The following is a 25426-nucleotide window of genomic DNA, read 5'->3' on the forward strand; positions in this document are numbered from 1 at the left end:
CACGCCCTGTCGCAGCGAACTGGCCCATGGGCCCTGTCTGCCCACCGTGCTACCACCGCATCCGCAGCCGTCCGAAACCGTGCGCACAGTGCGGCACTCGCCGCCCCCTCATTGGCACCGCTCATCGCGCTGGCGGGGCCGGAATCTGCGGGCCCTGCGCCGGTGCAGGCCCCATCCCGCCCTGCACCGCCTGCGGAAACGAGGAAGGTGCCTACGCCGACGGCCAATGCCTGCGCTGCGTGGTGCGTCACCGCGTTCGCGACCGCATCACCCGATCGGACGGCACCCAGCATCCCCAACTCATGCCGCTAGTGGACGCCTTGAGCGACACCACGGAACCGGCCGGCACCCTGCATTGGCTCTCCGACAGCCCCGCCGCCCGACTGCTGATCCACCTGGCCACCGCCCAGCAGTCGATCAGCCACGACCTCCTGGACGAACTCCCACCCAGCCACGCAGAGCGCTACCTGCGCCACCTACTGATCGCCACCGGCATCTTGCCGCCCCGCAACGACGACCTCGAACGCATCCCCGCCTGGCTCGACGGCCTGCTCACCGACCGACCCGCGCACCACGGCCGCCTCGTCCGCCCGTTCACCACGTGGGTACTGCTGCGACGAGCCCGCCGCCAGGCCGCCGACCGTCTCAACACCACATCCACGGCTCAGCGCATCCGCCGTCGCGTCCGCCAGACGTTGTGCCTGCTGGACTGGCTCGACGCACACCGTCTCGAACTCGCCACGCTGGACCAGGACCGACTCGACACCTGGCTCAGCACCAACCGCTCACACTACGAGACCAAGCAGTTCCTCGACTGGGCTGCCCAACGCGGTCTCACCGACCCACACATCATCGCCACCCCGCCCACCGCAGCCGCCGGCCCGGTCCTGACCGAAGAAGACCGCTGGCGACAGCTCCGACGCTGCCTCACCGACGCCGCGCTACCCCTCGAAGTCCGCGTCGCCGGATCCCTCGTCCTCCTCTATGGCATCCCTGGCGAACACCTGCGCTACCTGACCACCGACGAGATATATGGCTCAGCACCAGACAAGACGTTCCTCCACGTCGGCCCCGGCAGGTTGTGGGTGCCGCCCCGCCTGGCCGAACTTCTCCATCAACTTGCCCAGGCGCCTCGCCGACGCTCGAGCCTCACCCGCCATCTGGCCGACCAGCCCTTGTGGTTGTTCCCCGGAGTGCTGCCTGGGCATCCCCTCAGCCGCAAGGCATTCAACGATCAACTCGTACGCCAGGGCATCCAGACCAGATCCGCTCGGACAGCGGCCCTGATCGCCCTCGCTGCCGAACTGCCGGCACCCGTTCTTGCTGACCTACTCGGTGTCCACATCCAAACCGCACTCAAGTGGACCCACCATGCTCAGCGTGGTTGGAGTGTCTACCTCATGGCCCGTATTGCGGGCTCTGACCAGGTCAGATGACCTCCTTGGGCCCCACCTCAAGTGGCCCAAGGAAGCGTGATGAGGGGTGGCGGTTGCCGCAAATTCTGGGTTGATCTACTGCTGTCCCCTGCAACCGATAGGCACATCTGTTGGCGGGCTGGGGGTCCCGACCTTCCCGGTGCCGAGGTCTGGGGTGTACACGGAGGTGTTCTGGCCGGCAGCGCCGAATGACCTGAAGGGCCCGACTACCTTGTGCAGAGTTTTACCGTGGTAGCTGTAATCGACCTGCAGGGACCATTCGTAGTTGCCATGACAGGCGGATACGTCGACGCGGATGATCGCCGGGTCCGTAGAGCTGACGGTGAATCCAGAACCGAGCGGGTTCGTTCGCACTGGTGGCTCACTTGGATCGGTCTCTCCGCCACCGACGACGCCGCGGTCGACAAGTTTGGGTGTGTCCAGATCCAGGTCGAAAACTCGGTCCTTGACGTCGCCGCAGCCGCCCTGCGTCAGAGCCACCCATTCGGGCGGGCCGATCTTCTTGGGGACACGCGTGGTTAGGTGGAGCTCGTCGACGGTGACGGACTCCGTGCCCTCAGCGCTCAGGTCCAGATACAGAAAGCCGCTGCCCCACGTGCCACCTTTGTTGCCCGGCGTGGTTACTTCGGAACGGAAGTTCTGCTGAGAGGGATCGAACTTGTCCAGAGGTTTGCCGCCAGCTGGCATTGCGACGGAGGTGGACCCATCGCAGACCTTGGCGGTAGGCCACTTGTGGGTCACCAGCAGCGGCCCTCCGGGCGTCGGAGCCGTCGGTGACTGTGCTTTCCGTGAGGGCGCGTCGACTGCGTTTCCTGCACCGCAGACGGAGCCCCCCGAACACTCATTGCTGGAGCATCCCACCAGCAGTGCACCAGCACACACCGTCAAGGCGGCACCCAGGCCGATCGGGAGCTTCATCTGTTCGACTCCTGGCTGGCGGTCCGATCGGTGGTCGGATCAGGCGGGTTGCCAAAGTTGGTGTCGTTGCCGTGACCGCAGACAGCTTGGTTGCTGCACTCATTTCGATCGCCGCCGATGGTATCCGTGGCGAACAGCGCGACCAGCGTGCCAACTATCGCAACGATCGCGGCTATGGCCGCGCGCCACACTTGTGTGCGTTGCAGCCCGGACATGGGCATGCCGACCTCCCCCTCGGTCGCTGCGGGCGCAGACCGCGAGCCTGTCGCCTCAGTATGCTCAACTTCCCCCATGCAGGCGGCTGTTTCACGTGTTTTCCGGGACCGTTCTGTACCTTCCGTGCGCAAGGGGTGCCGTCAACTGTTGGGATCTGCCTGCTGTTGGCGTGATCGAGAACAGCAACTCCAGCATCACTGACGGGAGATCATCCTCTGGCGAGGGCTGGCGCGCCAACGTCATCGTGCGGCGGGGGGTGCGCGACCGTACCGGGCTGGGTGATGCGACCCTACGCCGGATGGGGCTCAGTTCATTTGCGCCGAGGTCTCGTTTACCTTTCTTTGGACTGCTGACGGGCTCAGCCAATCGAACGTTGAGGGAATACTCCCCATCCTGAAAAAGTCCACTGCACCAGTAGAGGCGAGGCTCCGCGCGGAGCTGACCCCAGGGCTTGGGCGAGTTCCGGGGGCGGGCGGTTGGTCGGGCCGTGACCGGTTGGGGTGCATAGCAGAGCAGGCACGGGCTTCGTGATCATTGGGGTGTCGAAGCTCAACGATCATGAGGTGGCCCGTGCCTGCCGCTGCATCTTCTCTCATCCCGCCGGTGCTGGTGAAGCTGGGTCCGCTGGATGCCAGTCAAGTCGCTGACCTGCGGCCCTTTCTGGAGCGGGTGCCCGACCCGCGGGCGAGGCGGGGCCGCTGGTACTCGCTGACCGCGATCCTCCTCGTCTGTGCCTGCGCGGCCGTCTCCGGAATGAGGAGTGTGGATGAGATCGCCGAGTGGGCGGCACGGGCCTCGGACACCGTGCTGACGGCCCTCGGAGTCCGCCGGCATCCGCTCAGGTGGCGCCGTGCCCCCTCGCGGACCACGATCGGCCGCGTGCTCGCGGCCGTCGACGGTGACGCCTTGGACCAAGCAGTCGGCGCCTACCTCACCGCCCGGAGCACCGCGGGAACAGTCTCGGGGAAACGACAGGTGATCGCCGTGGACGGCAAGTCACTGCGAGGATCGGCCCGCCTGAACGCCGGCCGCAGACACCTGCTCTCCGCCGTCACTCACCACCGGGCCCTGACCCTCGCCCAGGCGGAGGTCGGAACCAAGACGAACGAGACCGCGCACTTCCGGCCCCTGCTCGAACCGCTGGACCTGACCGGCACCGTCGTCACCTTCGACGCCCTGCACTCGGTCAAGGCGAACGTCACCTGGCTGGTCGAGACGAAGAACGCCCACTACATCGCCATGATCAAGCGGAATCAGCCGACCGCCCACCGGCAGCTCGCCGCCCTGCCCTGGCCTGACATTGCCGTCCAGCACACCGCTTCCTCTGCCGGACACGGCCGCCGGGAGTCCCGCTCGATCAAGACCTGCGGCATCGCCGACGAACTCGGCGGGATCGCCTTCCCCCACGGCCGCCTCGCCCTCCGCGTCCACCGACGCCGCAAACAGGGGTCTTCAAAGTTGAGCGGTGCGGAGGTGTCCGCGGGCTCGGCGGGTGGTGACGCAGCGTGTCCGTAGCCGTTGGTTGTCGGCATTGCGAAGGCCGAACGCGTTGCGGGCGACGAGCTTGATCACGCGGTTGATGCCTTCGCTCTTGGCGTTGCTGTGCCCGGTGTCGATGAATGCGGCGATCTCGGCCCACCAGCGGTCGACGGTGATGGCGAGCTGGCGCACCTCGGGGATGTCGGAGTCCGCGCACCATGTGAGGAACTTCCAGCGGGCGTGCCCGACTTGGTGGCGGTCGGCGCCGGTTCTCGCCAAGGCGAGGAGGTTGTGCAGGTTCTCCTTGGCGATCCATGCCGTCAGCAGGGTCTGGCCGATCGTCCCCTCGCCCAGCAGCGTGTTCCACATCGTGGCGAACTGCTCGTCGGTGAGGTCCTCGCGGTTGCGCAGCAGGCGCCGCCTGGCTTTCCATTCCGGGTCACTGGCGCGTCCGCGTCGGCCGCGCATCTCGGCGGTGGTGCGGCGCCTGACCATGGACAGCATCTTGTTGGCGAGCTGGACGACGTGGAAGTGGTCGACCACGACGGTGGCGTGCGGGAGACCGGTGCGGACGGCGGCGCGGTAGGTGGCCGACATGTCGATGGCCACGTACTCGATGCTCCTTCTCCAGGCCAGCGGGGTGGTGGCGAGCCAGGCCAGCACATCGGCGACGGTGCGGACCTCGACCTGTCCGAGCAGGCCGCCGGTGCCGAGCGCGTCGACGAACCCCGTATGCCACCGGTCGCGCGTCAGCATCCACTTGCCCGTGGCGGGGTCCTGTTCCCAGCGCGGCCGTCCGCGCCGGGTCTCGTCGATGCCCAGCACCGTCACCTCGGGCAGCGGGGCGTCGGTGACCTCGTGTGCGACGGCGCGGAAGGCGTCCATCACTGTCGGCCAGGACAGACGCAGATCCCGGGCGGCCTGGATGACGGTGGAGGCGGCGTCGCGTATTCGCCGCCCGGCAGCACCGCGCAGTCGCATGGTGATCCGTGCGCCGGCCGGTAGCTGCGGGATCTGCTCGGTGAAGGACCGGCGCGGGCAGGCGGCCTCCCGGCACCACCAGCGGCGCTTGTGCCAGCGGAACTCCAGTCCGCTCTCGCCGTACGGCAGATCGCGGGGCCGGGTCACCGCCGAGCCCTTCACCCTGGTGGCGAACACTCCGCAGGCCGGGCACGCCCGGGCCCTGTCATCGGCCGTGGCCAGGTGGACCCGGCGTATCCCGTCCGCCAGCCGCTCGACCCGGACGACGGACACCCCGTCGAGGTCGAGCAGCAACGTCGTATCGTTGAGCAAGCCCGTGGCTCCTGCATGATCGTTCTGCGTAGAGAACAGAAATGATCACGCAGGGCCACGGGCACCTTGCGTCCAGGGCCAAGCAGCCCGACCCAACACGGAGCGTGACGCCGTGTCAGCAAGCCGAACCAGCGCACCGCTCAACTTCGAAGACCCGCAAACAGACCGGCGAGCGCGAGAGCCGCGAGACCATCTACGCCGTCACCAGCCTCGACGCCCACCAGACCACCCCGGCCGAACTCGCCGCCGCCGTCCGCGGCCACTGGGCCGTCGAGGCCCTGCACCATGTGAGAGTTGTGACCTACGCCGAGGACGCCTCCACCCTCCACACCAGCACCGCACCCCGCGCCATGGCCACCTTCCGCAACCTCGCCATCGGCCTGCTCAAAACCCTCGGAGCCGTCAACATCGCCAAGACCACCCGCGCAATCCGCGACCAGCCCGAACGAGCCCTCCCGCTCCTGGGCATCACCAACAACCCGGACACCCAGGGAACTTGATCAAGCCCTGGTGACGCAGGGCAGACGACGAGCACGCGACGAGCGCGGTGGCGGAGAAGCATCTCCTGGATGACCAGGCCGGCCTCGATCGTCTTGCCGAGGCCGACGTCATCGGCGACGAGGAGGTTCACTCGCGGCATGGACAGCGCCTTGGCGACCGGGGCGAGCTGGTGTGGATAGACGGTGATTCCGGACCGGAACGGAGCCTGCAGAGTTTCTGTATCAGCACTTGCCACGCTGCCCCACCGAGCAGCATCGAGGAAGGCTCCCAGCCGCTGCGGATCATCCCAGCGCCCATCCTGAACCTCGGGCAGCTCTTCCGACGAAACCAGCTGACGGCCTGGCTCCATCTCCCAGACGACGGTCAGGCTGTCGCCGACGTCGTCGCCAGAGACGTTCGTCAGTGTTACGAGCGTCCGCCCTGGAAGGCGGGCAGCCGCGAGTTCGTCGACTGGCTGACGGCTTTCGTCCACGCGCGCGACGACCCAGTGCTCTCCGCGTACCTTTACCAGCTGGCCTGGTGCAACCACCGCATCGTTCATGATGGACCAATCTTGCCTGATCTGTTCCTTCACCGGAGCAGATCGAGGCGGTTGCTCCACAGGAAGGCCGGGACGGGTGCTGCCTTCCATGGGGAGCAGATGCCTGTTCGGCGGCTTTGTGGAAGGGGTATAAGCCGGGATCAGCCCGGGGGAGAGGAGTCCCCCCGCAGTGATCGGCGTGGTGCAAGCAGCTCTAGGGGAGCGCAAGGGGAGCGCGGATGCCTTTGGACGGTGCAAGACGGGACGCGAACAGCGGGACCGCGACATGTGCTCTGATCTGGGAAAACGGGATCTGACGCGACCGCGCGGCACGGTCTGGCACGATCCCTAGCGGGCTCGTAATGCGTAGGTAGCGGGTTCGAATCCCGCAAGCGGCTCACTCGGAAACCCCAGATCGGATCCCTTCTCCTGGGGTTTCTTCTGGCGCTACGCAGGGACCCTGGCGCGACCGCGGCGCGAGCCAGGGCATACAGCGGCCACGTGTGAGGTGAGTGTGCGCAGGAGTGCCACGGTGTGTGCTTTCCGCTGTTGCCGGTGTTGTGAGTCCTCGACAACCAGCTGACGCAGGGGCCGAGCTGGTCAGAGCCCCTAAAAATGCCCTTCGCTCCTATCTGCGGGCCGTCATGCTGGAGGACATGCACCCTCGCGACGAAGAGATATGGCGGGCGATCGATCGGGGCGACCGGGAGATCGACTGGGAGGCGTGGTTCGGCCACCCGGAGGGGGCCGACTATCTCTCCGCCGCCGGACACGAGGTCACTGTCCGGGCGGTGGCCGGCCTGACGTCGTTCTTCGACAGCCGCTGGCTGCCGAAGGCCGTGACCCCCTCGCCCGCGGCTAGCCGGGCCAGAGACACTTTCGTCGGACTGGGCCGTTCCTCCCCAGTGCTTCAGTTCTTCAACGGCGCCGACAAGGGGGCGTGGGTTGAGGCGGTCCGGTGGTGGGCTGCGTACGCCTACTTGGAGAATGCTAAGGTACCCGGCTTCGCCTCCGTTCGCCGGGACGCCCGCCGTGACGTCACTCTGTCCCGATTCCTGCACACCCAGACACAGGCCCGCCTTGCGCTCATGGGCGCGGCCCGCGGACTCCCGGTTGAGCTGGAGCCAGCGAAGGCCAGCGGGGGCCCCGGCGACATCCGGATTGGACCGCTCTTCATCGAGGTCGTCACCTTCGCAGAGGATCAGAGGCTCCAGGACTACGAGAGGTTCCGCGAGAGTTGCCGGATCCACCTCTTCACCCTGGATAGGGGGCGCGAGATCTACTGGGAAGGTGATCTCCCCGAACTCCTGAACGGCAACGAATTCGAGGCGTGGAAGAAGCGCACCGAAGAAGCCGCCGACGAGTGCATGGCCTCGGGGGCCGCAGGTGACGTCGTGACCAGTTCCGGGCGACGGCTGACCGTCCGCCCTGGGAAGGCTCCTCTCGGCACCAGCCTGGCCGGGGACGCGGTGGAAAGCGACCAGGGCAAGCGACTCCTGGGCAAGGTGCGGGGTAAGGGTGCCAAGACGGAGGGAGCCGGCACCGCGTGGATCTGGGTAGAGGACCACAGCGGCCTCTTCCACTTCCCTACGCCCTTCGCCGACATGACGCTCGCTGCGAAGACCGACGCGCTCGCGGACCTGCTTGGTCCCGTTCTGAAGGAGTACACCCACGTCGCTGGAATCGTCGTCTCGAACGCAGCCCACCGGCGCCTGCCCCTCCCGCCGGACGAGGACGCGCCCCGTCGAGCCGGACAGGGCTTCCAGCGCGGACTGCCCCTTGACAGGGTCCGCGAGACCATCGTGATCCCCCGGAGGATCCTCTTGCCCGAGCAGACGAGCCTGATCGCCCGCATGTGCGATGCCGAGGCAGCCTCGCTCAACTGGGCTCTGGCGAAGCTCGGCGTCCCCGGGGGTGTGTCATCCCTGTTGTCAGCTCCTCCGGACCTTCGTCCGGCCCCCCTCTGGACACCGTGAGGCCGCCTTCCGGCGTGGGGAACCTCAGGAAGACCGACAAGGGGAGGGCTGCAGGCCCCGCCAACAGTTTGATCCAGACGGGCCGCTCACCTTGGGCCGCTCCAGTAGCCGGGCCTGGGAGGCATTGCGCATCTCCAGGCCCGGCAAACCAGCCCGTTCCTACTCGTGCATGCGGGGGCGCCACTCTGTCGCTGCGGGCGCCGCCACGGGGCAGCAACGCCAGCAGCCAGATCGTTCGCCAGCAAGGCCCGTAGCGGCAAAGGGCTCGAGACGGGACAGCGTGACGCTGGATGAATGTCTACTCGCCTATAACGCCGGGACGGCTGCACCGACGTCCGGCCGAGCCGCACGGATCCGCGGCAGCCAACGCATACAGGTGCGGATCGAACATGGCCCGATACTTCCTGGGCGGCAACTGCATCGACACGAACCGCACTTGCGGGGCCCCGACGGGGCGTGGAACGCCACCGTCACCGCCGCCGCTCCTCGCACGTTGCGAGGCCACTGCGACGACAACTCTCCGTAAAGGCTGACGGTTACTCAGACAGCTCTGACGTGTCGTCACCCATTCAAGATCATCTTGCACGTGCGTTGCACAAGGTGCTGAAAAACAACAGTGATCAATGGAGGGTTGTGAAGGTGAGTATCCGCAGGTCAGCTGGCACGTTCAGGTGTCGTGCCCCTTGCCTCCAAGGGGCACGACATCGCGCCGGTCAGATGTCCCGGAACGTCTCGATCTGCGCCCCCACCGAGTTCAAACGCTCCGCGAGGTCCTCGTACCCCCGGTTGATGACGTAGACGTTGCGCAGCACCGACGTGCCCTCCGCCGCCATCATCGCCAGCAGGACGACCACGGCCGGACGCAGGGCCGGCGGGCACATCATCTCGGCGGCGCGCCAGCGGGTGGGGCCTTCCACGAGGACGCGGTGCGGGTCCAGGAGCTGGAGGCGGCCGCCGAGGCGGTTGAGGTCGGTCAGGTAGATCGCGCGGTTGTCGTAGACCCAGTCGTGGATGAGGGTCTTGCCCTGGGCGACGGCCGCGATGGCCGCGAAGAAGGGCACGTTGTCGATGTTGAGGCCGGGGAACGGCATCGGGTGGATCTTGTCGATGGGCGCCTCCAGCTTGGAGGGCCGGACGGTGAGGTCCGCGAGGCGCGTACGGCCGTTGTCCGCGACGTACTCCGCCGAGCGGTCGTGGTCGAGCCCCATCTCCTCCAGGACCGCCAGCTCGATCTCCAGGAACTCGATGGGCACCCGGCGCACCGTCAGCTCCGACTCGGTGACGACCGCGGCGGCCAGCAGGCTCATCGCCTCGACCGGGTCCTCGGAGGGGGAGTAGTCCACGTCGACGTCGATGTGCGGCACCCCGTGCACGGTGAGGGTCGTGGTGCCGATGCCCTCCACGCGTACGCCCAGCGCCTCCAGGAAGAAGCACAGGTCCTGGACCATGTAGTTGGACGAGGCGTTGCGGATGACGGTGACGCCGTCGTGCCGGGCGGCGGCCAGCAGCGCGTTCTCGGTGACGGTGTCGCCGCGCTCGGTCAGCACGATCGGCCGGACCGGGCGGACGGCGCGGTCGACGACGGCGTGGTACTGCCCCTCGGTCGCCGCGACGTCCAGGCCGAAGCGGCGCAGCGCGATCATGTGCGGCTCGATGGTCCGGGTTCCGAGGTCGCAGCCGCCCGCGTACGGCAGCTTGAAGCGGTCCATGCGGTGCAGCAGCGGACCGAGGAACATGATGATCGAGCGGGTGCGCACGGCGGCCTCCGCGTCGATGGCGTCCATGTCCAGCGCGGCCGGCGGGACGAGTTCCAGGTCGACGCCGTCGTTGATCCACCGGGTGCGTACGCCGATGGACTGGAGCACCTCCAGCAGGCGGTAGACCTCCTCGATCCGGGCCACCCGGCGCAGCACCGTACGGCCCTTGTTGAGCAGGGAGGCGCACAGCAGGGCCACACACGCGTTCTTGCTGGTCTTGACGTCGATCGCGCCGGACAGCCGGCGGCCGCCCACCACGCGCAGGTGCATCGGCCCGGCATAGCCCAGCGAGACGATCTCGCTGTCCAGCGCCTCTCCGATGCGGGCGATCATCTCAAGGCTGATGTTCTGGTTGCCGCGCTCGATGCGGTTCACGGCGCTCTGGCTGGTACCGAGGGCCTCGGCGAGCTGCGTCTGTGTCCAGCCTCGGTGCTGCCGGGCGTCACGGATGAGCTTACCGATGCGTACGAGGTAATCGTCTGCCATGAGGTTGAGGTTATCTCAGATATGAGATGGGGCTCGCCGGGAGGTCCATTCGGGTGACGGGCGGTCAGTCCGTGCTGGTCAGGGGTGGTTGGCCGCATGTGCGACGTTCGCTGATATCGCCCTAAGTCCGTAATGCTCTGATTCGTCACCAGGTGGCCCGGCTGTGAGGTCGTTCGACCGGGGTATCCCCTGTCTTCTCAGTGGAACCTCGGCCCGGGGGCATCACTCTGACCCCCCGAAAGGGGGCATGTATGAGGATTCGGATGCGTCATCGCCTCTCGGTGGTCGCCGCGCTCGCCGGGTGCTGCTGTGTGCTGGTCTCCTGTGGCACGCAGCGCGCGGGCGACGCGGCGACCGCCGCGCCGACGGCGGGCCCATGTCTGACGGACACCACGAGCGACGACCAGGGTGAGCTGCCGGACACGACGAGCGACGACCAGGGCGAGTTGCCCGACGAGACCAGTGATGACCAGGGCGAGTTGCCGGACACGACGAGTGATGACCAGGGCGAGTTGCCGGACACGACGAGTGATGACCAGGGCGAGTTGCCGGACACGACGAGTGATGACCAGGGCGAGTTGCCGGACACGACGAGCGACGACCAGGGCGAGTTGCCCGACGAGACCACGGACGACTCGGACGACTTCACCGACGAAACCACCGACGACGCCGGCGGGGTGCCGACCTCCGGCCCGAACTGCTGGTATCCGATGCTCCGGGAGTTCCGCGCGTACCTGACGGCGGACGCCCCGAACGCGGACGCCGCCCTCGCCGCCCACGTCACGGGCGTGCGGGTCCGCGTGCCCGCCGGTGGTGCCCGTACCGAGTCCGTGGTGCGGGTCGACTTCGGGGCGGGGGAGGAGGGGCTGGCGGACCGCACCGCCGCCGCGTTCGCCCGCTGGCGGGGTTCCGTGTACGGAGACCGCGGTCATGTGGAGGTGCTCGGTCCTGCGAAGACCACGGCCGGACTCGACTGGTGACCGTGCCGTCCCATGGGCGGCGAGGCGTGGCTCCGGGTCGGCCGGGCCCGGGGGGTGGCTGTCGCCACCTCCCGCCCGGCGGCCCTCCGGTGCTCCTCCGGCCCTGTCGGTTCGAATGAAAGGCGACCCACGACGGGCCCGGAGCATGACCAGCGCGCCCCCATGTACTAGAGTTATCTCGACATCGAGATATCTGCCGAAGGCGCACCGCGGTCGCCACTCCGGTAAGGGTTGCCTAACTTAGCTTTACCTTAGCGGACGGGCCAAGCTCGCGTGGCGGCAGGATGCGGTGGTACGCGCACATCAATGAAGGAGACTGTCGTGTCGGCGAACAGCTTCGACGCCCGCAGCACGCTGCAGGTGGGCGACGAGTCGTACGAGATCTTCCGGCTGGACAAGGTGGAGGGCTCGGCCCGCCTGCCGTACAGCCTCAAGGTCCTGCTGGAGAACCTGCTCCGCACCGAGGACGGCGCCAACATCACCGCCGACCACATCCGTGCCCTGGGCGGCTGGGACTCCCAGGCCCAGCCGTCGCAGGAGATCCAGTTCACGCCGGCCCGCGTGATCATGCAGGACTTCACCGGCGTGCCCTGTGTCGTGGACCTCGCCACCATGCGTGAGGCCGTCAAGGAGCTCGGCGGCGACCCGGCGAAGATCAACCCGCTGGCCCCGGCCGAGCTGGTCATCGACCACTCCGTCATCGCCGACAAGTTCGGCACCGCGGACGCCTTCGGCCAGAACGTCGAGCTGGAGTACGGCCGCAACAAGGAGCGCTACCAGTTCCTGCGCTGGGGTCAGACCGCCTTCGACGAGTTCAAGGTCGTCCCGCCCGGCACCGGCATCGTCCACCAGGTGAACATCGAGCACCTGGCCCGCACGGTCATGGTCCGCGGCGGCCAGGCGTACCCCGACACCCTCGTCGGCACCGACTCCCACACCACCATGGTCAACGGCCTCGGTGTGCTCGGCTGGGGCGTCGGCGGCATCGAGGCCGAGGCTGCGATGCTCGGCCAGCCGGTCTCCATGCTGATCCCGCGCGTCGTCGGCTTCAAGCTCACCGGTGAGCTGCCGCCCGGCACCACCGCCACCGACCTGGTGCTCACCATCACCGAGATGCTGCGCAAGCACGGTGTCGTCGGCAAGTTCGTCGAGTTCTACGGCGAGGGCGTGGCCGCCACCTCCCTCGCCAACCGCGCCACCATCGGCAACATGTCGCCGGAGTTCGGTTCCACCGCCGCGATCTTCCCGATCGACGGCGAGACCCTGAACTACCTGAAGCTCACCGGCCGTTCCGATCAGCAGGTCGCGCTCGTCGAGGCGTACGCCAAGGAGCAGGGCCTCTGGCTGGACCCGAAGGCCGAGCCGGACTTCTCCGAGAAGCTGGAGCTCGACCTGTCGACGGTCGTGCCCTCCATCGCCGGCCCCAAGCGCCCGCAGGACCGCATCGTCCTCGCGAACGCCGCCGAACAGTTCAAGCTGGACGTGCGCAACTACGTCGACGCCGTGGACGAGGCCGGCCAGGAGTCCTTCCCGGCCTCCGACGCCCCGGCCGTCGCCCCGAACGGCGCCCCGTCCAACCCGGTCACCGTGACCGCCCCCGACGGCTCGACGTACGAGATCGACCACGGCGCGGTCACCGTCGCGGCCATCACCTCCTGCACCAACACCTCCAACCCGTACGTCATGGTCGCCGCCGCGCTCGTCGCGAAGAAGGCCGTGGAGAAGGGCCTGACCCGCAAGCCCTGGGTCAAGACCACCCTCGCCCCGGGTTCCAAGGTCGTCACCGACTACTTCGACAAGGCGGGCCTCACCCCCTACCTCGACAAGGTCGGCTTCAACCTGGTCGGTTACGGCTGTACCACCTGCATCGGCAACTCCGGCCCGCTGCCGGAGGAGGTCTCCAAGGCCGTCAACGACCACGACCTCGCGGTCACCTCGGTCCTCTCCGGCAACCGGAACTTCGAGGGCCGGATCAACCCCGACGTCAAGATGAACTACCTGGCGTCCCCGCCGCTGGTCGTCGCGTACGCCCTCGCGGGCTCCATGAAGGTGGACGTCACCAAGGACGCCCTGGGTACCGACCAGGACGGCAACCCGGTCTTCCTGAAGGACATCTGGCCCTCCGAGGCCGAGGTCAACGACGTCGTCGCGGGCGCCATCGGCGAGGACATGTTCTCCAAGTCCTACAGCGACGTCTTCGCCGGCGACGCCCAGTGGCAGGCGCTGCCCATCCCGACCGGCAACACCTTCGAGTGGGACCCGGAGTCGACGTACGTCCGCAAGCCCCCGTACTTCGAGGGCATGGGCATGGACCCGGAGCCGGTCTCCGACATCTCCGGCGCCCGCGTCCTGGCCAAGCTGGGCGACTCGGTCACCACCGACCACATCTCGCCCGCCGGCGCCATCAAGGCCGACACCCCGGCCGGCAAGTACCTCACCGAGCACGGTGTGGAGCGTCGTGACTTCAACTCCTACGGCTCCCGCCGGGGCAACCACGAGGTCATGATCCGCGGTACGTTCGCCAACATCCGCCTGCGCAACCAGATCGCGCCGGGCACCGAGGGCGGCTACACCCGCGACTTCACCCAGGACGGCGGTCCGGTGTCGTTCATCTACGACGCCTCCCGCAACTACATCGAGCGGGGCATCCCGCTGGTCGTCCTGGCCGGCAAGGAGTACGGCTCCGGCTCGTCCCGCGACTGGGCGGCCAAGGGCACCGCGCTGCTCGGCGTGAAGGCCGTCATCGCCGAGTCCTACGAGCGCATCCACCGCTCCAACCTGATCGGCATGGGCGTGCTGCCCCTCCAGTTCCCGGAGGGCGCCTCCGCCCAGTCCCTCGGCCTGACCGGCGAGGAGACCTTCTCCGTCACCGGGGTCGAGGAGCTGAACAACGGCAGCACCCCGCGCACGGTGAAGGTCACCACCGACACCGGCGTCGAGTTCGACGCGGTCGTCCGCATCGACACCCCCGGCGAGGCCGACTACTACCGCAACGGCGGCATCATGCAGTACGTGCTGCGCAGCCTGATCCGCAAGTAAGCGGCGCAGCAGGGTAGTCGACGGCCGTATCCCCGCGCTCGGGGATACGGCCGTCGTCGTTCACCGGTTCGCGCCGCCGGTCGTCCTCGCGCAGTGAATCCCGGCTCCATCGCCGCGCCACCCGTTTACAAGCGCGCCCCGCGGCGCTACCTTCCGCAGAGGTGAGGGTGGGAGCGCTCCCATCGGTGGACCGGAACCCGCCGCCGGAGCGCTCCCGCCCTCACTCATCCGCACGCCCCCCACCCGCCCGGTCCGCATACGGAAGGACGGACTGATCTGTCATGATCATGGCAACTCGGGACTCCCTGACACCCTCGCCCTCGGCGGCGCGGCCGGGCTTACGCCTGCGCGCCCTGCTGCTCGTCCTCGTCTCCCTGCTGGCCACCGTCCCCGCCCTCGGCCTGGTCGTCTCGGCCGGCGGCCCCGCGCAGGCGCACGGCACCCCCATGAAGCCGGGCAGCCGCACCTTCCTGTGCTGGCAGGACGCCCTCACCGACGCCGGGGAGATCAAACCGGTCAACCCGGCCTGCCGGAACGCCCAGCAGGTCAGCGGCACCACTCCGTTCTACAACTGGTTCTCCGTGCTGCGCTCGGACGGCGCCGGCCGCACCCGCGGCTTCGTCCCGGACGGCGCGCTGTGCAGCGGCGGCAACACCAACTTCACCGGCTTCGACGCGCCGCGCGACGACTGGCCGCTGACCCATCTGACCGCCGGGGCGACGGTCGACTTCTCGTACAACGCCTGGGCGGCCCACCCGGGCTGGTTCTACGTGTACGTCACCAAGGACGGCTTCGACCCGAGCCGGACGCTCACCTGGGACGACATCGAGGACCAGCCCTTCCTCTCGGTCGACCACCCGCCGCTCGACGGCTCCCCGGGGACGGTCGAGGCCAACTACTCCTGGTCCGGCAAGCTCCCCGAGGGCAAGTCCGGGCGGCACATCGTCTACATGGTGTGGCAGCGCTCGGACAGCGCGGAGACCTTCTACTCCTGCTCCGACGTGGTCTTCGACGGCGGCAACGGCGAGGTGACGGGCATCCACGAGCCCGGCGACCCGACCGACCCGGTCCCCGGCGAGTGCTCCGCGACCCGCCGCACGACCGGCAGTTGGAGCGGCGGCTACCAGTCCGAGGTGACCGTCACCAACACCGGCGACGTCCCGATGCTCGGCTGGATGGTCGACTGGACGCTGCCCGCGGGCCAGTCGGTGGACAGCCTCTGGAACGGCAACGCCACCTACACCGGCCAGGACGTGATGGTTCACAACGCCGACTGGAACGGAGCCCTCAGCCCCGGCGGGAGCGCGACCTTCGGCTACGTGGTCCAGGGGCCCGGCGGTGACAGTACGACGACCCTGCCCTGCCGGGTCGGCTGACCCCGCCCGGACCCGGAGGTCGGCGCCGAGAGGCCACCGGGTCCGCCGGCCGGAGTGGAAGGTCCCACCCGGCCGACCCCTACGGGGGATCGGGGTCGGCCGGGTGGGCCCCGGCCGGACGGTGCCACGGACGGGGTGGGGGTGCGCGGTGCGGGCCGCCGGACGGCGGTGAGCCACGCGCGTGTGGTCTACACCTGACTCTACCCTCGGCCGGACAACGCTGTCACATCGGCGGTTGGCCCAACACCTTCGCCAGTCACAGCAGTTGGCGCCGCACGTGGACGCCCTCGCCCCCCTCGTGGCCGTTGTACGGATAGGAGTGGATCTCCCGGCGCGGGTCCGTCCCCGTCAGCTCCCCGTACCGGTTGAACGCCGCATGGGCGCCGCTCGGTGGGCAGACCGTGTCGCGCAGGCCGGTGCCGAAGTGGGCGGGCGCCTGCGCGCGCCGGGCGAACGAGACGCCCTCCACGTAGCCGAGGGTGCGATGGGCGGCCCGCTCGGCGCCGCGGTGGACCGCGAGGTACCCGGCGATCTCGCCGTAGGGCCCGGTGTCGGTGAGGTCCAGCGCGCGCCGGATGTCGCACAGCAGGGGCGCGGTGACGAGCACCGCGGCGAGGTCGGGCACCAGCCCGGCGACGGCCAGGGCGAGTCCGCCGCCCTGGCTGTTGCCGACGGCGGCCGTGCGGGCGGGGTCCACGCCGGGCAGCGTACGCACCGTCGCCACGGCGCGCACCGCGTCGGTGATCAGCCGCCGGTAGTGGTAGTCCCGGGGGTCGAGCAGGCCCCGCACGGCGGGCCCGGGTCCGCCCGGCGCGCTCGCGTGCGGGTCGGGGGTGGTGCCGCCGTCGCCGTACCGGTCGCCCTGGCCCCGGTTGTCCATCAGCAGATGGGCGTACCCGGCGGTCACCCAGGTCAGCCGGGAGTGCGGGAGGTCCCGGCCGCGCCCGTACCCGGCGTACTCGACGACGGCGGGCAGGGGCCCGCTCGCGTCGGCCGGGAGGCTGAACCAGGCGCGCACGGGGTCGCCGGCGAAGCCGCGGAAGGTCAGGTCCCAGGTGCGGGTGAGCCGCAGGCCGTTCTCCACCGGGCGCATCGACACCAAGGGGGCGTGCGCCGCGGCCTCCTTGAGGGTCCGGCGCCAGAAGTCGTCGAAGTCGGCGGGTTCCCGGACGTCGGGCCGGTGGTGTTCCAGCTCGTGCAGCGGCAGGTCGAACGCGGGCAAGAGGACACCTCGCAGGAATCGGAACCAGAACGGAAACTTGCGGAGTCGGTGCGTGGTGCCTCCGGGTTCTACCCTGCCGCCCGAGGCTTCCAACGTCTCCCCTCCGTGGTGCGGAAACTGGCGCGTGACCCATTGACAGCGCTTTCTCCATGCCCATAGGTTGCCGCGAAGTTACCGGTAAGAGCTCGAAAGTTTCGGTTCCGCGTTCCCGCTCCGGGAGGCCCGAGCATGAGCACGTCCACCTCGCCGGCTCCGCCGCCCGGCACCCAGGACCCACCGCCACCGACGACCGGTGCTCCGCCCGCCCGGCCCTCCCCGCGCCGCGGCCTGCGCCGCTCGCTGCGCCGCGACTGGCAGCTGTACTCGCTGGCCGTGCTGCCGCTGGTCTTCTTCCTGCTCTTCCGCTACCTGCCGATGATCGGCAACGTGATCGCGTTCCGCCGTTTCGAACCGGGCGGTTCGATTCTCGGCGAGCAGTGGGTGGGGCTGCGCTACGTGCGCATGTTCCTGTCCGACCCGACCTTCTGGCAGGTCTTCCGCAACACCCTGTGGCTGGGCGGGCTGACCCTGCTGTGCTGCTTCCCCGTCCCGATCGTCCTGGCGCTGCTGCTCAACGAGGTGCGCCGCACCGCCCTGAAGCGGTTCGTGCAGTCGGTGTCGTACCTGCCGCACTTCCTGTCGATCGTCATCGTCGCCGGCATCACGATGCAGATGCTGGCCACCGACGGCCCGGTCAACCACGCGCTCGGCTGGTTCGGTCACGACCCGGTGCGGTTCATCCAGGAACCGGAGTGGTTCCGCACCATCTACGTCGGCTCGGAGATCTGGCAGACCGCGGGCTGGGGCACGATCCTCTACCTCGCCGCGCTCACCACCATCGACGAGGACCTCTACGAGGCCGCCCGCATCGACGGCGCGGGCCGCTGGCAGCAGATCCGGCACGTCACCCTGCCCGGCATCCGCCCCACCATGATGACGCTGCTGATCCTCAACATCGGTACCTTCCTGGCGGTCGGCTTCGAGAAGATCCTGCTGCTGTACAACCCGCTGACCTACCCGACCGCCGACGTCGTCTCCACCTACCTCTACCGGACCGGTGTGGAGTCCAACAGCTTCAGCTACGCCGCCGCGATCGGCCTGTTCGAGGCGGTCATCGGACTGGTCCTGATCACCTCCGCGAACCAGCTGTCGCGCCGCACGGTCGGGACCAGCCTGTGGTGAGCCGCCCCCGCACCTCCGTCAACCAGCCGACCCGCGGCTACCGCGTCTTCCAGGGCGTGAACGGGGTCGTCCTCACCCTGGTCGTGGTGGTGACCCTCTACCCGTTCGTCAACATCGTCGCCCGCTCCTTCAGCGGCGAACGGCAGATCCGCGCCGGTGAGGTCACCCTGTGGCCCAGGGGCTTCGACCTCACCACCTACCGGATCGTCTTCACCGACGACACGTTCTGGCGCGGCTACGGCAACACCGTGTTCTACACGGTGGTCTCCACCGCCGTGGCCATGGTGCTGACGACCTGTTACGCCTACGTGCTGTCCAAGAAGCACCTGCGAGGGCGCGGACTGCTCGTCGGGGTCGCCGTGTTCACCATGTTCTTCTCCGGCGGTCTGATCCCCCACTACGTCCTGATCACCAGCCTGGGCCTGAAGAACTCCGTGTGGGCGATCGCCCTGCCGAACGCGATCAGCGTCTTCAACCTGCTGGTGATGAAGGCCTTCTTCGAGAGCCTGCCCTCCGAGCTGGAGGAGGCCGCCGAGATCGACGGGCTCAGTACCTACGGCATCCTGCTCTGCATCGTCCTGCCGCTGTCCAAGGCGGTCATCGCGACGATGGTGCTGTTCTACTCGGTGTCCTTCTGGAACTCCTGGTTCCAGGCCTTTCTCTACATGGACCGCACCGACCTGATGCCGGTGACCGTCTACCTGCGCAACCTCATCGCCGGCGCCACCGGGGCGACCAACGCCGGGGCCACCACCGAGCAGGGCACCCAGGTCGCGGCGAACATCCAGGCGGTCACCATCGTGCTGACCTCCCTGCCGATCCTGTGCGTGTACCCGTTCGTCCAGCGTTACTTCGTGTCGGGCGTGATGCTCGGCGCGGTCAAGGGCTGAGTGCCCTCCCGCTCTCCCGTCCCGCTCTCCCGTCCCGCTCTCCCCTTCCGCTCTCCCGTCCCGCTCACCGAACAAGGGAGTGTCCGTGCCCAACACAGGCAAGCTGTCGCGGCGCCAGATCCTCGCCGCCGCCGGATTCGCCGGCCTCGCCACCCCCACCGGCTGCGGCGGCGGTGACGACGGCGGGGACACCAAGGACCTGGCCGAGAAGCAGCACGGCGCGATGAAGGACTACCGCGCAGGACAGCAGTTCAAGGCGACGACCGCGCTGTCCTTCACTCTGCTGCACAACAACATGCCCAACTACCCGCTGAAGCCGGACTGGCTGTTCTGGAAGGAGCTGGCCCGGCGCACCGGCGTCACCCTCAAGGCCACCACCGTCCCGTCCAGCGACTACGACAAGAAGCGCAGCCTGCTCATCGGCGCGGGCGACGCCCCGCTGCTGATCCCCAAGACCTACCCCGGCCAGGAGGCCCCCTTCGTCTCCTCCGGCTCGGTCCTGCCCGTCAGCGACTACGTCCACCTCATGCCCAACTTCCGGGACAAGGTCAGGAGATGGGCGCTCCAGCCCGAGCTGGACTCGCTGCGCCAGTCGGACGGCAAGTACTACCTGCTGCCCGGCCTGCACGAGAAGGTCAAGTCGGGCTACTCCCTGTCGCTGCGCACCGACGTCCTCGACCGCCTGGGCCTCGCCCTGCCGACCACCTGGGACGAGGTGTACACCGTCTTCAGGGCCATCAGGGCCGAGTACCCCGACCGCTACCCCTTCTCCGACCGGTGGAGCAACCCGCCCCACTCTGCCGGGGCGCTGCTCGGCTACCTCGGCCAGGCGTACGGCGTGCGGGCCGGCTGGTCGTACCTCAACACCAGCTGGGACCGGCGCAAGGGCGAGTACGTCTTCACCGGCGCCACGGACGCCTACCGGCAGATGCTGGAGTTCCTGCGCAAGCTCGTCGACGAGAAGCTCATGGACCCCGAGAGCTTCACCCAGACCGACGACGAGGCGACCGAGAAGCTGCTCGCCGAGAAGTCCTTCGCGATCAGCGCCAACCCGCAGGAGCTGGTGCAGAACTACCGCTACAACCTCCGTCGCCAGGTGAAGGGCTCGGCGATCGAGATGGTCCCGGTCCCGCTCGGCCCGGCCGGACCCGTGGTGCTGGGCGGCGCCCGCCTGGAGAACGGGCTGATGATCTCCCGCGAGGCCCTCAAAGGCGACAGCTTCGTCGCCCTGATGCAGTTCGTGGACTGGCTGTGGTACTCCGACGAGGGCCAGCGGTTCGCCAAGTGGGGCGTGCGGGACGTCACCTACACCGAGTCCGGCGGGCGCTACGAGCTCGAGGACGGCATCGACCTGATGGGCTCCGACCCGGGCGCCCCGAAGAACCTCCAGCGGGACTACGGCTTCTCCAACGGCGTCTTCTCCTACGGCGGCAGCTGGGCCCTGGTCTCCTCCTCCTTCACGCCCGACGAGAAGAAGTTCCAGGACGCGATGTCCCGACGCCGGCAGCTCCCCGTCGACCCCGCGCACCCCTTGCAGTCGGTCGAACAGGAACAGGCCACCCTGTGGGACACCCCGCTGCGGGACCACGTCTTCCAGAACACCCTCCGGTTCGCCCTCGGCAAGCGCCCCCTGTCCGAGTGGGACGACTACGTCGCCGAGCTGAAGGCGAAGAACATGGACCGGCTGATCGACCTGCACAACAAGGCGTACGCGCGCTTCAAGAAGGAGAACGGGTGATCCACGTCCCCGGCACCCCGGTCGGCCGTCTGTCCGACGCCTGGCGCCACTGCGTCGGCACCGGCCGCACCGAGCTCGCCCTCCGCCGCGACCACCAGGACTCCCTCGCCCTGCTCCAGCGGGACATCGGCTTCCGGTACATCCGCGGCCACGGCCTGCTCAGCGACGGCATGGGCGTCCACCGGCCCTACGAGTGGCAGGGCGCCCGCCACGACCACCACTCCTTCACCTACGTCGACCAGATCCTCGACGCCTGGCTCGGCCTCGGTGTCCGCCCCTTCCTGGAACTCGGCTTCATGCCCGACGGGCTGGCCTCCGGCGAGCAGACCGTCTTCTGGTGGCGCGGCAACGTCACCCCGCCCCGCGACCACCGTCAGTGGGCCGCCCTGGTCCGCGCCACCCTCACCCACCTCGTCGACCGCTACGGCCTCGACGAGGTCCGCACCTGGCCCATCGAGGTGTGGAACGAACCCAACCTGACCGACTTCTGGCAGGACGCCGACGAGAAGGCGTACCACCGGCTCTACGAGATCACCGCGCACACCGTCAAGGAGGTCGACGCCGGCCTCCGGGTGGGCGGACCGGCGATCTCACCCGGCGCCGACCCCTGGCTCGTCCGCTTCGCCGAGTTCACCGCCGAGCACGAGGTACCCCTCGACTTCGTCTCCCGCCACGCCTACACCTCCGGCCCCGCCCAGCACGTGCCCTTCGGATCCCACCAGACCCTCGCCCCGGCGAGCGACCTGCTGCACCAGTTCGGCACCCCGCGACAACAGCTCAAGGGCACCCGGTACGCCGAACTCCCGGTCCATATCACCGAGTTCAACTCCTCCTACTGCCCGGACAACCCGATCCACGACACGGCGTTCAACGCCGCCTACCTCGCCCCCGTGCTCGCTTCCGGCGGCGACCTCGCCGACTCCTTCTCGTACTGGACCTTCAGCGACATGTTCGAGGAGGCGGGCGTGCCCACCGCCCTCTTCCACGGCGGCTTCGGGCTGCTCACCCACCGGCAGGTGCGCAAGCCCACCTACCACCTGTACGCGTTCATGGCGCGGATGGGCGCCGACCTGCTCGCCCGGGGCGACGACCACCTCGTCACCCGCCATCGGGACGGCCGGGTCACCGTGCTGGCCTGGGCGCCGGTCGACCCGAGCGGTACGACACCCGGCCCCGAGCGGCACGAGCTGCGGTTGTCGGTGCCCGTAGGGGGAGCGGGGGAGACCTTCGTCCGGCGCTCCACCGTCGACGAGGAGCACGGCAACGCCTACACCGCCTGGCGGCACATGGGCGGCCCCCGCTCCCCGAAACCGGGACAGCTCGACGTCCTGCACGAGGCCGCCGAGCCCGCCCGCGCCCACACCCGGCTTCCTCTCACCGGCGGCCGCGCCGACCTGCGTCTCACCCTGGCCCGCCACGAGATCACCCTCGTGGAGCTGACCCCGCCGGCCGACGAGACCCCGCCCTGGTGGGACGAGCGCCGGCTGCTCGGCCGGGAGCCGTCATGAGCGGCACGGTCACCGACTTCGGCACCGGCGTCCTCTCCCGCGCCACCGCGCTGATCCACACCCTGCTCACCACCCAGGCCCTCCTGCTCGCCGCCGCCTCACCGGGCCTGGCCGCACTGTTCCTGCTCGGCGGCGACCCCGCCAACCTGCCGCTCGCCGCGCTCTGCCTGCTCCCGCTCGGCCCCGCCCTGGCCGCCGCCGTCTACGCCCTGCACCACCGCGGCCGCGACCTGACCGACCTGCACCCGGCCCGCGTCTACGCCCGCGGCTGGCGGCTCAACGCACGGCCCGCGCTGAAGCTGTGGGCGCCGCTGCTGGCCTGGCTCACCGTCATCGCCTTCACCCTGACCCACTTCGCCGCCACCGGCCTGCCGGGCTGGTGGGCCGCCCTGGTCGCGCTGACCGGCGCCGTCGCCCTGCTGTGGGGCGCGCACGCCTTGATCCTGACGTCGCTGTTCACCTTCCGGGCCCGCGACACCGCCCGCCTCGCCGCGTACTTCCTGGCCCGGCACGGCCGGGTCACCCTCGCGGCGGCCTCCCTGCTGATCCTCGCCGCCGGTCTGACCGCCGTACTCACCGAAGCCCTGCCCGCCCTGCTCGCCGCGCCCCTGCTGCTCTCCCTGCTGCACAGCAGTCGCCCGGTGATCGCCGAGACCCGGGAGGACTTCACCGCACCCAAGCCCTCAACGACGCCTGGTGGACAGCCTCCTGGTCCCACCGCTACACCCCCTGTGTGGAGACCGCCACCCGGGTCACCCCGGACGGCGACCGCCTGCTGTTCCTCCTCGACCACACCACCCGACCGGCAGCCCTCACCGCGCACGCCGCCGCCGGCGACCTGCTCACCGGAAAGCGGGTCGACCAGGGCGACCCGCTCGACCTGGACCCGCTCGGCGTGTCCGTCCTGCGGCTTCAGTGGATCCGGCGGCCCCGCGCGTCCGGCACCCCCGACTTGCGCAGGAAGTAGCTGTTGAGCTGGTCCCGCCACTCGCGTGCCGACCGCAACTGCTCCTCGTACCGCTCGCTCACGCGCGCGTGCCACGCCGGGTCGACCAGGTCCGCTAGGCCCGCCCACACCCGGCGGGCCTCCTCGACCTCCTCGACGCCCTCGAAGCGGGTGTCGTAGATGTGCTGGATCACCGTCTTCCCGCTGTGCAGGACGTGCCCGTACGGGACATGGTGGAAGAACAGCAGCAGTTCGTCGGGGCAGGTCCGCGGCGACTCGTACAGCCGCGACCAGGGCTTCGGGTACTGGCCCGCGTAACCGGTGCCGGTCGCCACGCTGCGGTCGACGCCGACTCCGTCGCGGTCGGCGAAGTGGTAGGTGCCCCACGGGCTGTACTCGTAGCCGTCGACGCTCGGCCCGTAGTGGTGCCCCGGCTGCACCATGAACCCCACGCCCAGCGGAGCCGTGTACTTCTCGTACGTCCGCCAGGAGCCGGCCAGCACCGCCCGCAGCCCGTCCGCCAGCCGCTCCGGGGCGGCCGGGAAGGTGAGCGCGATCCACTCCTCCAGGACGGCGGCCGGGTCGGCGTCCGGCTGCCAGGCCAGCCGCCCGAAGGTGTACAGGTTCGCCTGGGCCAGCGGATGCCCCGTCCAGTGGGGGTCGTCACCCACGTTGGACACGGCGGCGAAGGCGTCGGCGAGATCCCCGACCGACTCGTCGCCGAGCCGGAACCGCAGCACCTCGCTCCACATCGGTCCGAGCCAGCACACGTGCCGCTGCTGCCCGGTGTACTCCTGCGTGGCCTGGAACTCCACCGCCAGCCGGGTGCGCGGCAGCGCGCCGAGGACCGGGGAGACCGGCTCGCGCACCTGGAAGTCCATCGGACCGTGCTTGACCTGGAGCACGGTGTCGCCGGCGAACCGCCCGTCCAGCGGGGCGAAATGGTCGTAAGCCGCCCGCGCCCGGTCCGTGGAGCGGTCCCGCCAGTCCTGCCGGTGGTCGTAGACGAACGCCCGCCAGCGGACCGTGCCGCCGTACGGGGCGAGCGCGGCGGCCAGCGCGCCGGCGCCGTCGGCGTGGCTGCGCCCGTAGCCGAACGGGCCCGGCCGGCCCTCGGAATCGGCCTTCACCACGAACCCGCCGAAGTCCGGGATCGCCGCGTACACCCGCTCGGCCGCCTCGGCCCACCAGCGCCGCACCCCCTCGTCGAGCGGGTCGGCGGTGTCCAGACCGCCGAGCACCACCGGCGAGGCGAAGGACACCGCCAGGTGCACCCGCACGCCGTACGGCCGCACCGCGTCGGCGATCTCGGCGACCTCGGCGACGCGGTCGGTCAGCAGGCGGGCCTCGACGGTGTGCACGTTGACGTTGTTGACGGTGATCGCGTTGATCCCGCAGGCCGCGAGCAGCCTGGCGTACGCGCGGAGCCGTCCGGTGTCGCCGCGGGCCGACCCCTCCCGCCAGAAGAGCGAGCCGCCCGCGTAGCCGCGCTCCACCTGGCCCATCACGGGGTGCACGGCGACGTTGTCCCAGTGGTCCAGCACGCGCAGCGCGACCGCCGGGCGGTGGACGCGCCGCTCCCACCGCCCGGAGAACGCCCGCTCGCCGAGCCGCACCACGTGGAACAGCCCGTGCAGCAGGCCGTGCTGACCCGACGCGGTGACCGTGGTCGGCCCGTCGTCCCGGGCGCAGGCGAACCCCTCGTCACCGAGCTCGTCCGGTGCCGCGTCCGCGCGCAGCTCCAGCAGCAGGTCGTACGGTTCCTCCCGGACCACCTCGCCGCCGAACCGCCCGCAGGCGTCGGTCACTTCGGCGCGCACCGTCTCCACGAGCGGGCCGGAGCCCCGGACGGCGACCCGCCTGCGGCCCAGCGGGCGCCACACCTGCGGCGGCAGCCAGGCCGGATCCACGGCGGTGGCCACGG

At 69.4% G+C, this 25426-nt stretch carries 18 protein-coding genes and 1 pseudogene; 13 read left to right on the forward strand and 6 right to left on the reverse strand.

The window, feature by feature from the left end; translation table 11 throughout:
• Window positions 1–320: 320 nt before the first annotated feature.
• A complete protein-coding gene (locus ACSLTV_RS25920; protein WP_432159085.1) occupies window positions 321–1436 on the forward strand; it encodes a hypothetical protein in 1116 nt (371 codons plus the stop codon).
• A gap of 75 nt (window positions 1437–1511) precedes the next feature.
• On the opposite strand, the gene ACSLTV_RS25925 is transcribed toward ACSLTV_RS25920, so the two are convergent.
• Together ACSLTV_RS25925 and ACSLTV_RS25930 are read right to left on the reverse strand one after the other, a co-directional pair.
• Entirely contained in the window at window positions 1512–2354 is an 843-nt protein-coding gene (locus tag ACSLTV_RS25925) for a hypothetical protein (RefSeq protein WP_432159084.1), read from the reverse strand.
• Window positions 2351–2575, reverse strand: a complete 225-nt coding sequence (locus tag ACSLTV_RS25930; RefSeq protein ID WP_432159083.1) for a hypothetical protein — start codon at window positions 2573–2575, stop codon at window positions 2351–2353. Before ACSLTV_RS25930 ends, ACSLTV_RS25925 begins: the two co-directional genes overlap by 4 nt.
• Window positions 2576–3140: 565 nt before the next feature.
• On the opposite strand from ACSLTV_RS25930, the gene ACSLTV_RS25935 reads away from it, so the two are divergent.
• A complete protein-coding gene (locus ACSLTV_RS25935; protein ID WP_432159082.1) occupies window positions 3141–4085 on the forward strand; it encodes an ISAs1 family transposase in 945 nt (314 codons plus the stop codon).
• Here the strand turns inward: ACSLTV_RS25935 and ACSLTV_RS25940 are convergent.
• A complete protein-coding gene (locus tag ACSLTV_RS25940; protein ID WP_435612982.1) occupies window positions 4023–5342 on the reverse strand; it encodes an ISL3 family transposase in 1320 nt (439 codons plus the stop codon). The two genes, ACSLTV_RS25935 and ACSLTV_RS25940, sit on opposite strands and share 63 nt — an antisense overlap.
• Window positions 5343–5446: 104 nt before the next feature.
• Here ACSLTV_RS25940 and ACSLTV_RS25945 point away from each other — a divergent pair, with 104 nt between their 5' ends.
• On the forward strand, window positions 5447–5842 hold the full coding sequence (locus tag ACSLTV_RS25945; RefSeq protein ID WP_432159080.1) for a hypothetical protein: 396 nt from the start codon (window positions 5447–5449) through the stop codon (window positions 5840–5842).
• Between the two features lie 1165 nt (window positions 5843–7007).
• Window positions 7008–8339, forward strand: coding sequence for a hypothetical protein (locus ACSLTV_RS25950; RefSeq protein WP_432135923.1), 1332 nt, complete (start codon window positions 7008–7010; stop codon window positions 8337–8339).
• 713 nt (window positions 8340–9052) lie between these two features.
• On the opposite strand, the gene ACSLTV_RS25955 is transcribed toward ACSLTV_RS25950, so the two are convergent.
• Complete coding sequence (locus ACSLTV_RS25955; RefSeq protein WP_432135922.1) at window positions 9053–10582, reverse strand: helix-turn-helix domain-containing protein; 1530 nt, start codon at window positions 10580–10582, stop codon at window positions 9053–9055.
• A gap of 263 nt (window positions 10583–10845) precedes the next feature.
• On the opposite strand from ACSLTV_RS25955, the gene ACSLTV_RS25960 reads away from it, so the two are divergent.
• From ACSLTV_RS25960 to ACSLTV_RS25970, 3 genes are all read left to right on the forward strand, one after another.
• Window positions 10846–11562, forward strand: coding sequence for a hypothetical protein (locus ACSLTV_RS25960; protein ID WP_432135921.1), 717 nt, complete (start codon window positions 10846–10848; stop codon window positions 11560–11562).
• Window positions 11563–11883: 321 nt separating this feature from the next.
• On the forward strand, window positions 11884–14601 hold the full coding sequence (acnA, locus tag ACSLTV_RS25965; protein WP_432135920.1) for an aconitate hydratase AcnA: 2718 nt from the start codon (window positions 11884–11886) through the stop codon (window positions 14599–14601).
• A 281-nt stretch (window positions 14602–14882) separates the two neighbouring features.
• Window positions 14883–15977 (forward strand): lytic polysaccharide monooxygenase auxiliary activity family 9 protein, encoded by a 1095-nt coding sequence (locus tag ACSLTV_RS25970; RefSeq protein ID WP_435612983.1) that lies wholly within the window; start codon window positions 14883–14885, stop codon window positions 15975–15977.
• A 256-nt stretch (window positions 15978–16233) separates the two neighbouring features.
• On the opposite strand, the gene ACSLTV_RS25975 is transcribed toward ACSLTV_RS25970, so the two are convergent.
• Window positions 16234–17199 carry an acetylxylan esterase gene (locus ACSLTV_RS25975; protein WP_435612984.1) on the reverse strand — a complete coding sequence of 322 codons (966 nt, stop codon included), beginning with the start codon at window positions 17197–17199 and terminating at the stop codon, window positions 16234–16236.
• A 228-nt stretch (window positions 17200–17427) separates the two neighbouring features.
• Between ACSLTV_RS25975 and ACSLTV_RS25980 the strand changes: the two genes are divergently transcribed.
• The 6 genes and pseudogenes from ACSLTV_RS25980 (at window position 17428) to ACSLTV_RS26005 (ending at window position 23523) form a co-directional block, all read left to right on the forward strand.
• Complete coding sequence (locus ACSLTV_RS25980; RefSeq protein WP_432135917.1) at window positions 17428–18420, forward strand: ABC transporter permease; 993 nt, start codon at window positions 17428–17430, stop codon at window positions 18418–18420.
• On the forward strand, window positions 18417–19310 hold the full coding sequence (locus tag ACSLTV_RS25985; protein WP_435612985.1) for a carbohydrate ABC transporter permease: 894 nt from the start codon (window positions 18417–18419) through the stop codon (window positions 19308–19310). Before ACSLTV_RS25980 ends, ACSLTV_RS25985 begins: the two co-directional genes overlap by 4 nt.
• Before the next feature lie 85 nt (window positions 19311–19395).
• Window positions 19396–21048: an ABC transporter substrate-binding protein gene (locus ACSLTV_RS25990; protein WP_435612986.1), complete on the forward strand. Its 1653-nt coding sequence runs from the start codon at window positions 19396–19398 to the stop codon at window positions 21046–21048.
• Window positions 21045–22556 carry a GH39 family glycosyl hydrolase gene (locus ACSLTV_RS25995; protein ID WP_435612987.1) on the forward strand — a complete coding sequence of 504 codons (1512 nt, stop codon included), beginning with the start codon at window positions 21045–21047 and terminating at the stop codon, window positions 22554–22556. Before ACSLTV_RS25990 ends, ACSLTV_RS25995 begins: the two co-directional genes overlap by 4 nt.
• Window positions 22553–23230 (forward strand): annotated as a pseudogene (locus ACSLTV_RS26000) (hypothetical protein); the annotation flags it as partial. The gene ACSLTV_RS25995 and the pseudogene ACSLTV_RS26000, both read left to right, overlap by 4 nt.
• A 59-nt stretch (window positions 23231–23289) precedes the next feature.
• Window positions 23290–23523, forward strand: a complete 234-nt coding sequence (locus ACSLTV_RS26005) for a Beta-galactosidase C-terminal domain (RefSeq protein ID WP_432135928.1) — start codon at window positions 23290–23292, stop codon at window positions 23521–23523.
• Here the strand turns inward: ACSLTV_RS26005 and ACSLTV_RS26010 are convergent.
• Window positions 23469–25424 carry an alpha-glucuronidase gene (locus tag ACSLTV_RS26010; protein WP_435612988.1) on the reverse strand — a complete coding sequence of 652 codons (1956 nt, stop codon included), beginning with the start codon at window positions 25422–25424 and terminating at the stop codon, window positions 23469–23471. The two genes, ACSLTV_RS26005 and ACSLTV_RS26010, sit on opposite strands and share 55 nt — an antisense overlap.
• Window positions 25425–25426: the final 2 nt, after the last annotated feature.

The sequence above is a fragment of the Streptomyces sp. bgisy159 genome, assembly GCF_965341775.1.
Lineage (GTDB): Bacteria > Actinomycetota > Actinomycetes > Streptomycetales > Streptomycetaceae > Streptomyces.

Excerpts from the sequence above, each read along its gene's own strand:
- ACSLTV_RS25970 (WP_435612983.1), top strand. The coding sequence starts at position 14,883 with ATGATCATGGCAACTCGGGACTCCCTGACACCCTCGCCCTCGGCGGCG.
- ACSLTV_RS25950 (WP_432135923.1), top strand. The coding sequence starts at position 7,008 with ATGCTGGAGGACATGCACCCTCGCGACGAAGAGATATGGCGGGCGATC.
- ACSLTV_RS25930 (WP_432159083.1), bottom strand. The coding sequence starts at position 2,575 with ATGCCCATGTCCGGGCTGCAACGCACACAAGTGTGGCGCGCGGCCATA.
- ACSLTV_RS25925 (WP_432159084.1), bottom strand. The coding sequence starts at position 2,354 with ATGAAGCTCCCGATCGGCCTGGGTGCCGCCTTGACGGTGTGTGCTGGT.
- ACSLTV_RS25955 (WP_432135922.1), bottom strand. The coding sequence starts at position 10,582 with ATGGCAGACGATTACCTCGTACGCATCGGTAAGCTCATCCGTGACGCC.
- ACSLTV_RS25980 (WP_432135917.1), top strand. The coding sequence starts at position 17,428 with ATGAGCACGTCCACCTCGCCGGCTCCGCCGCCCGGCACCCAGGACCCA.
- ACSLTV_RS25960 (WP_432135921.1), top strand. The coding sequence starts at position 10,846 with ATGCGTCATCGCCTCTCGGTGGTCGCCGCGCTCGCCGGGTGCTGCTGT.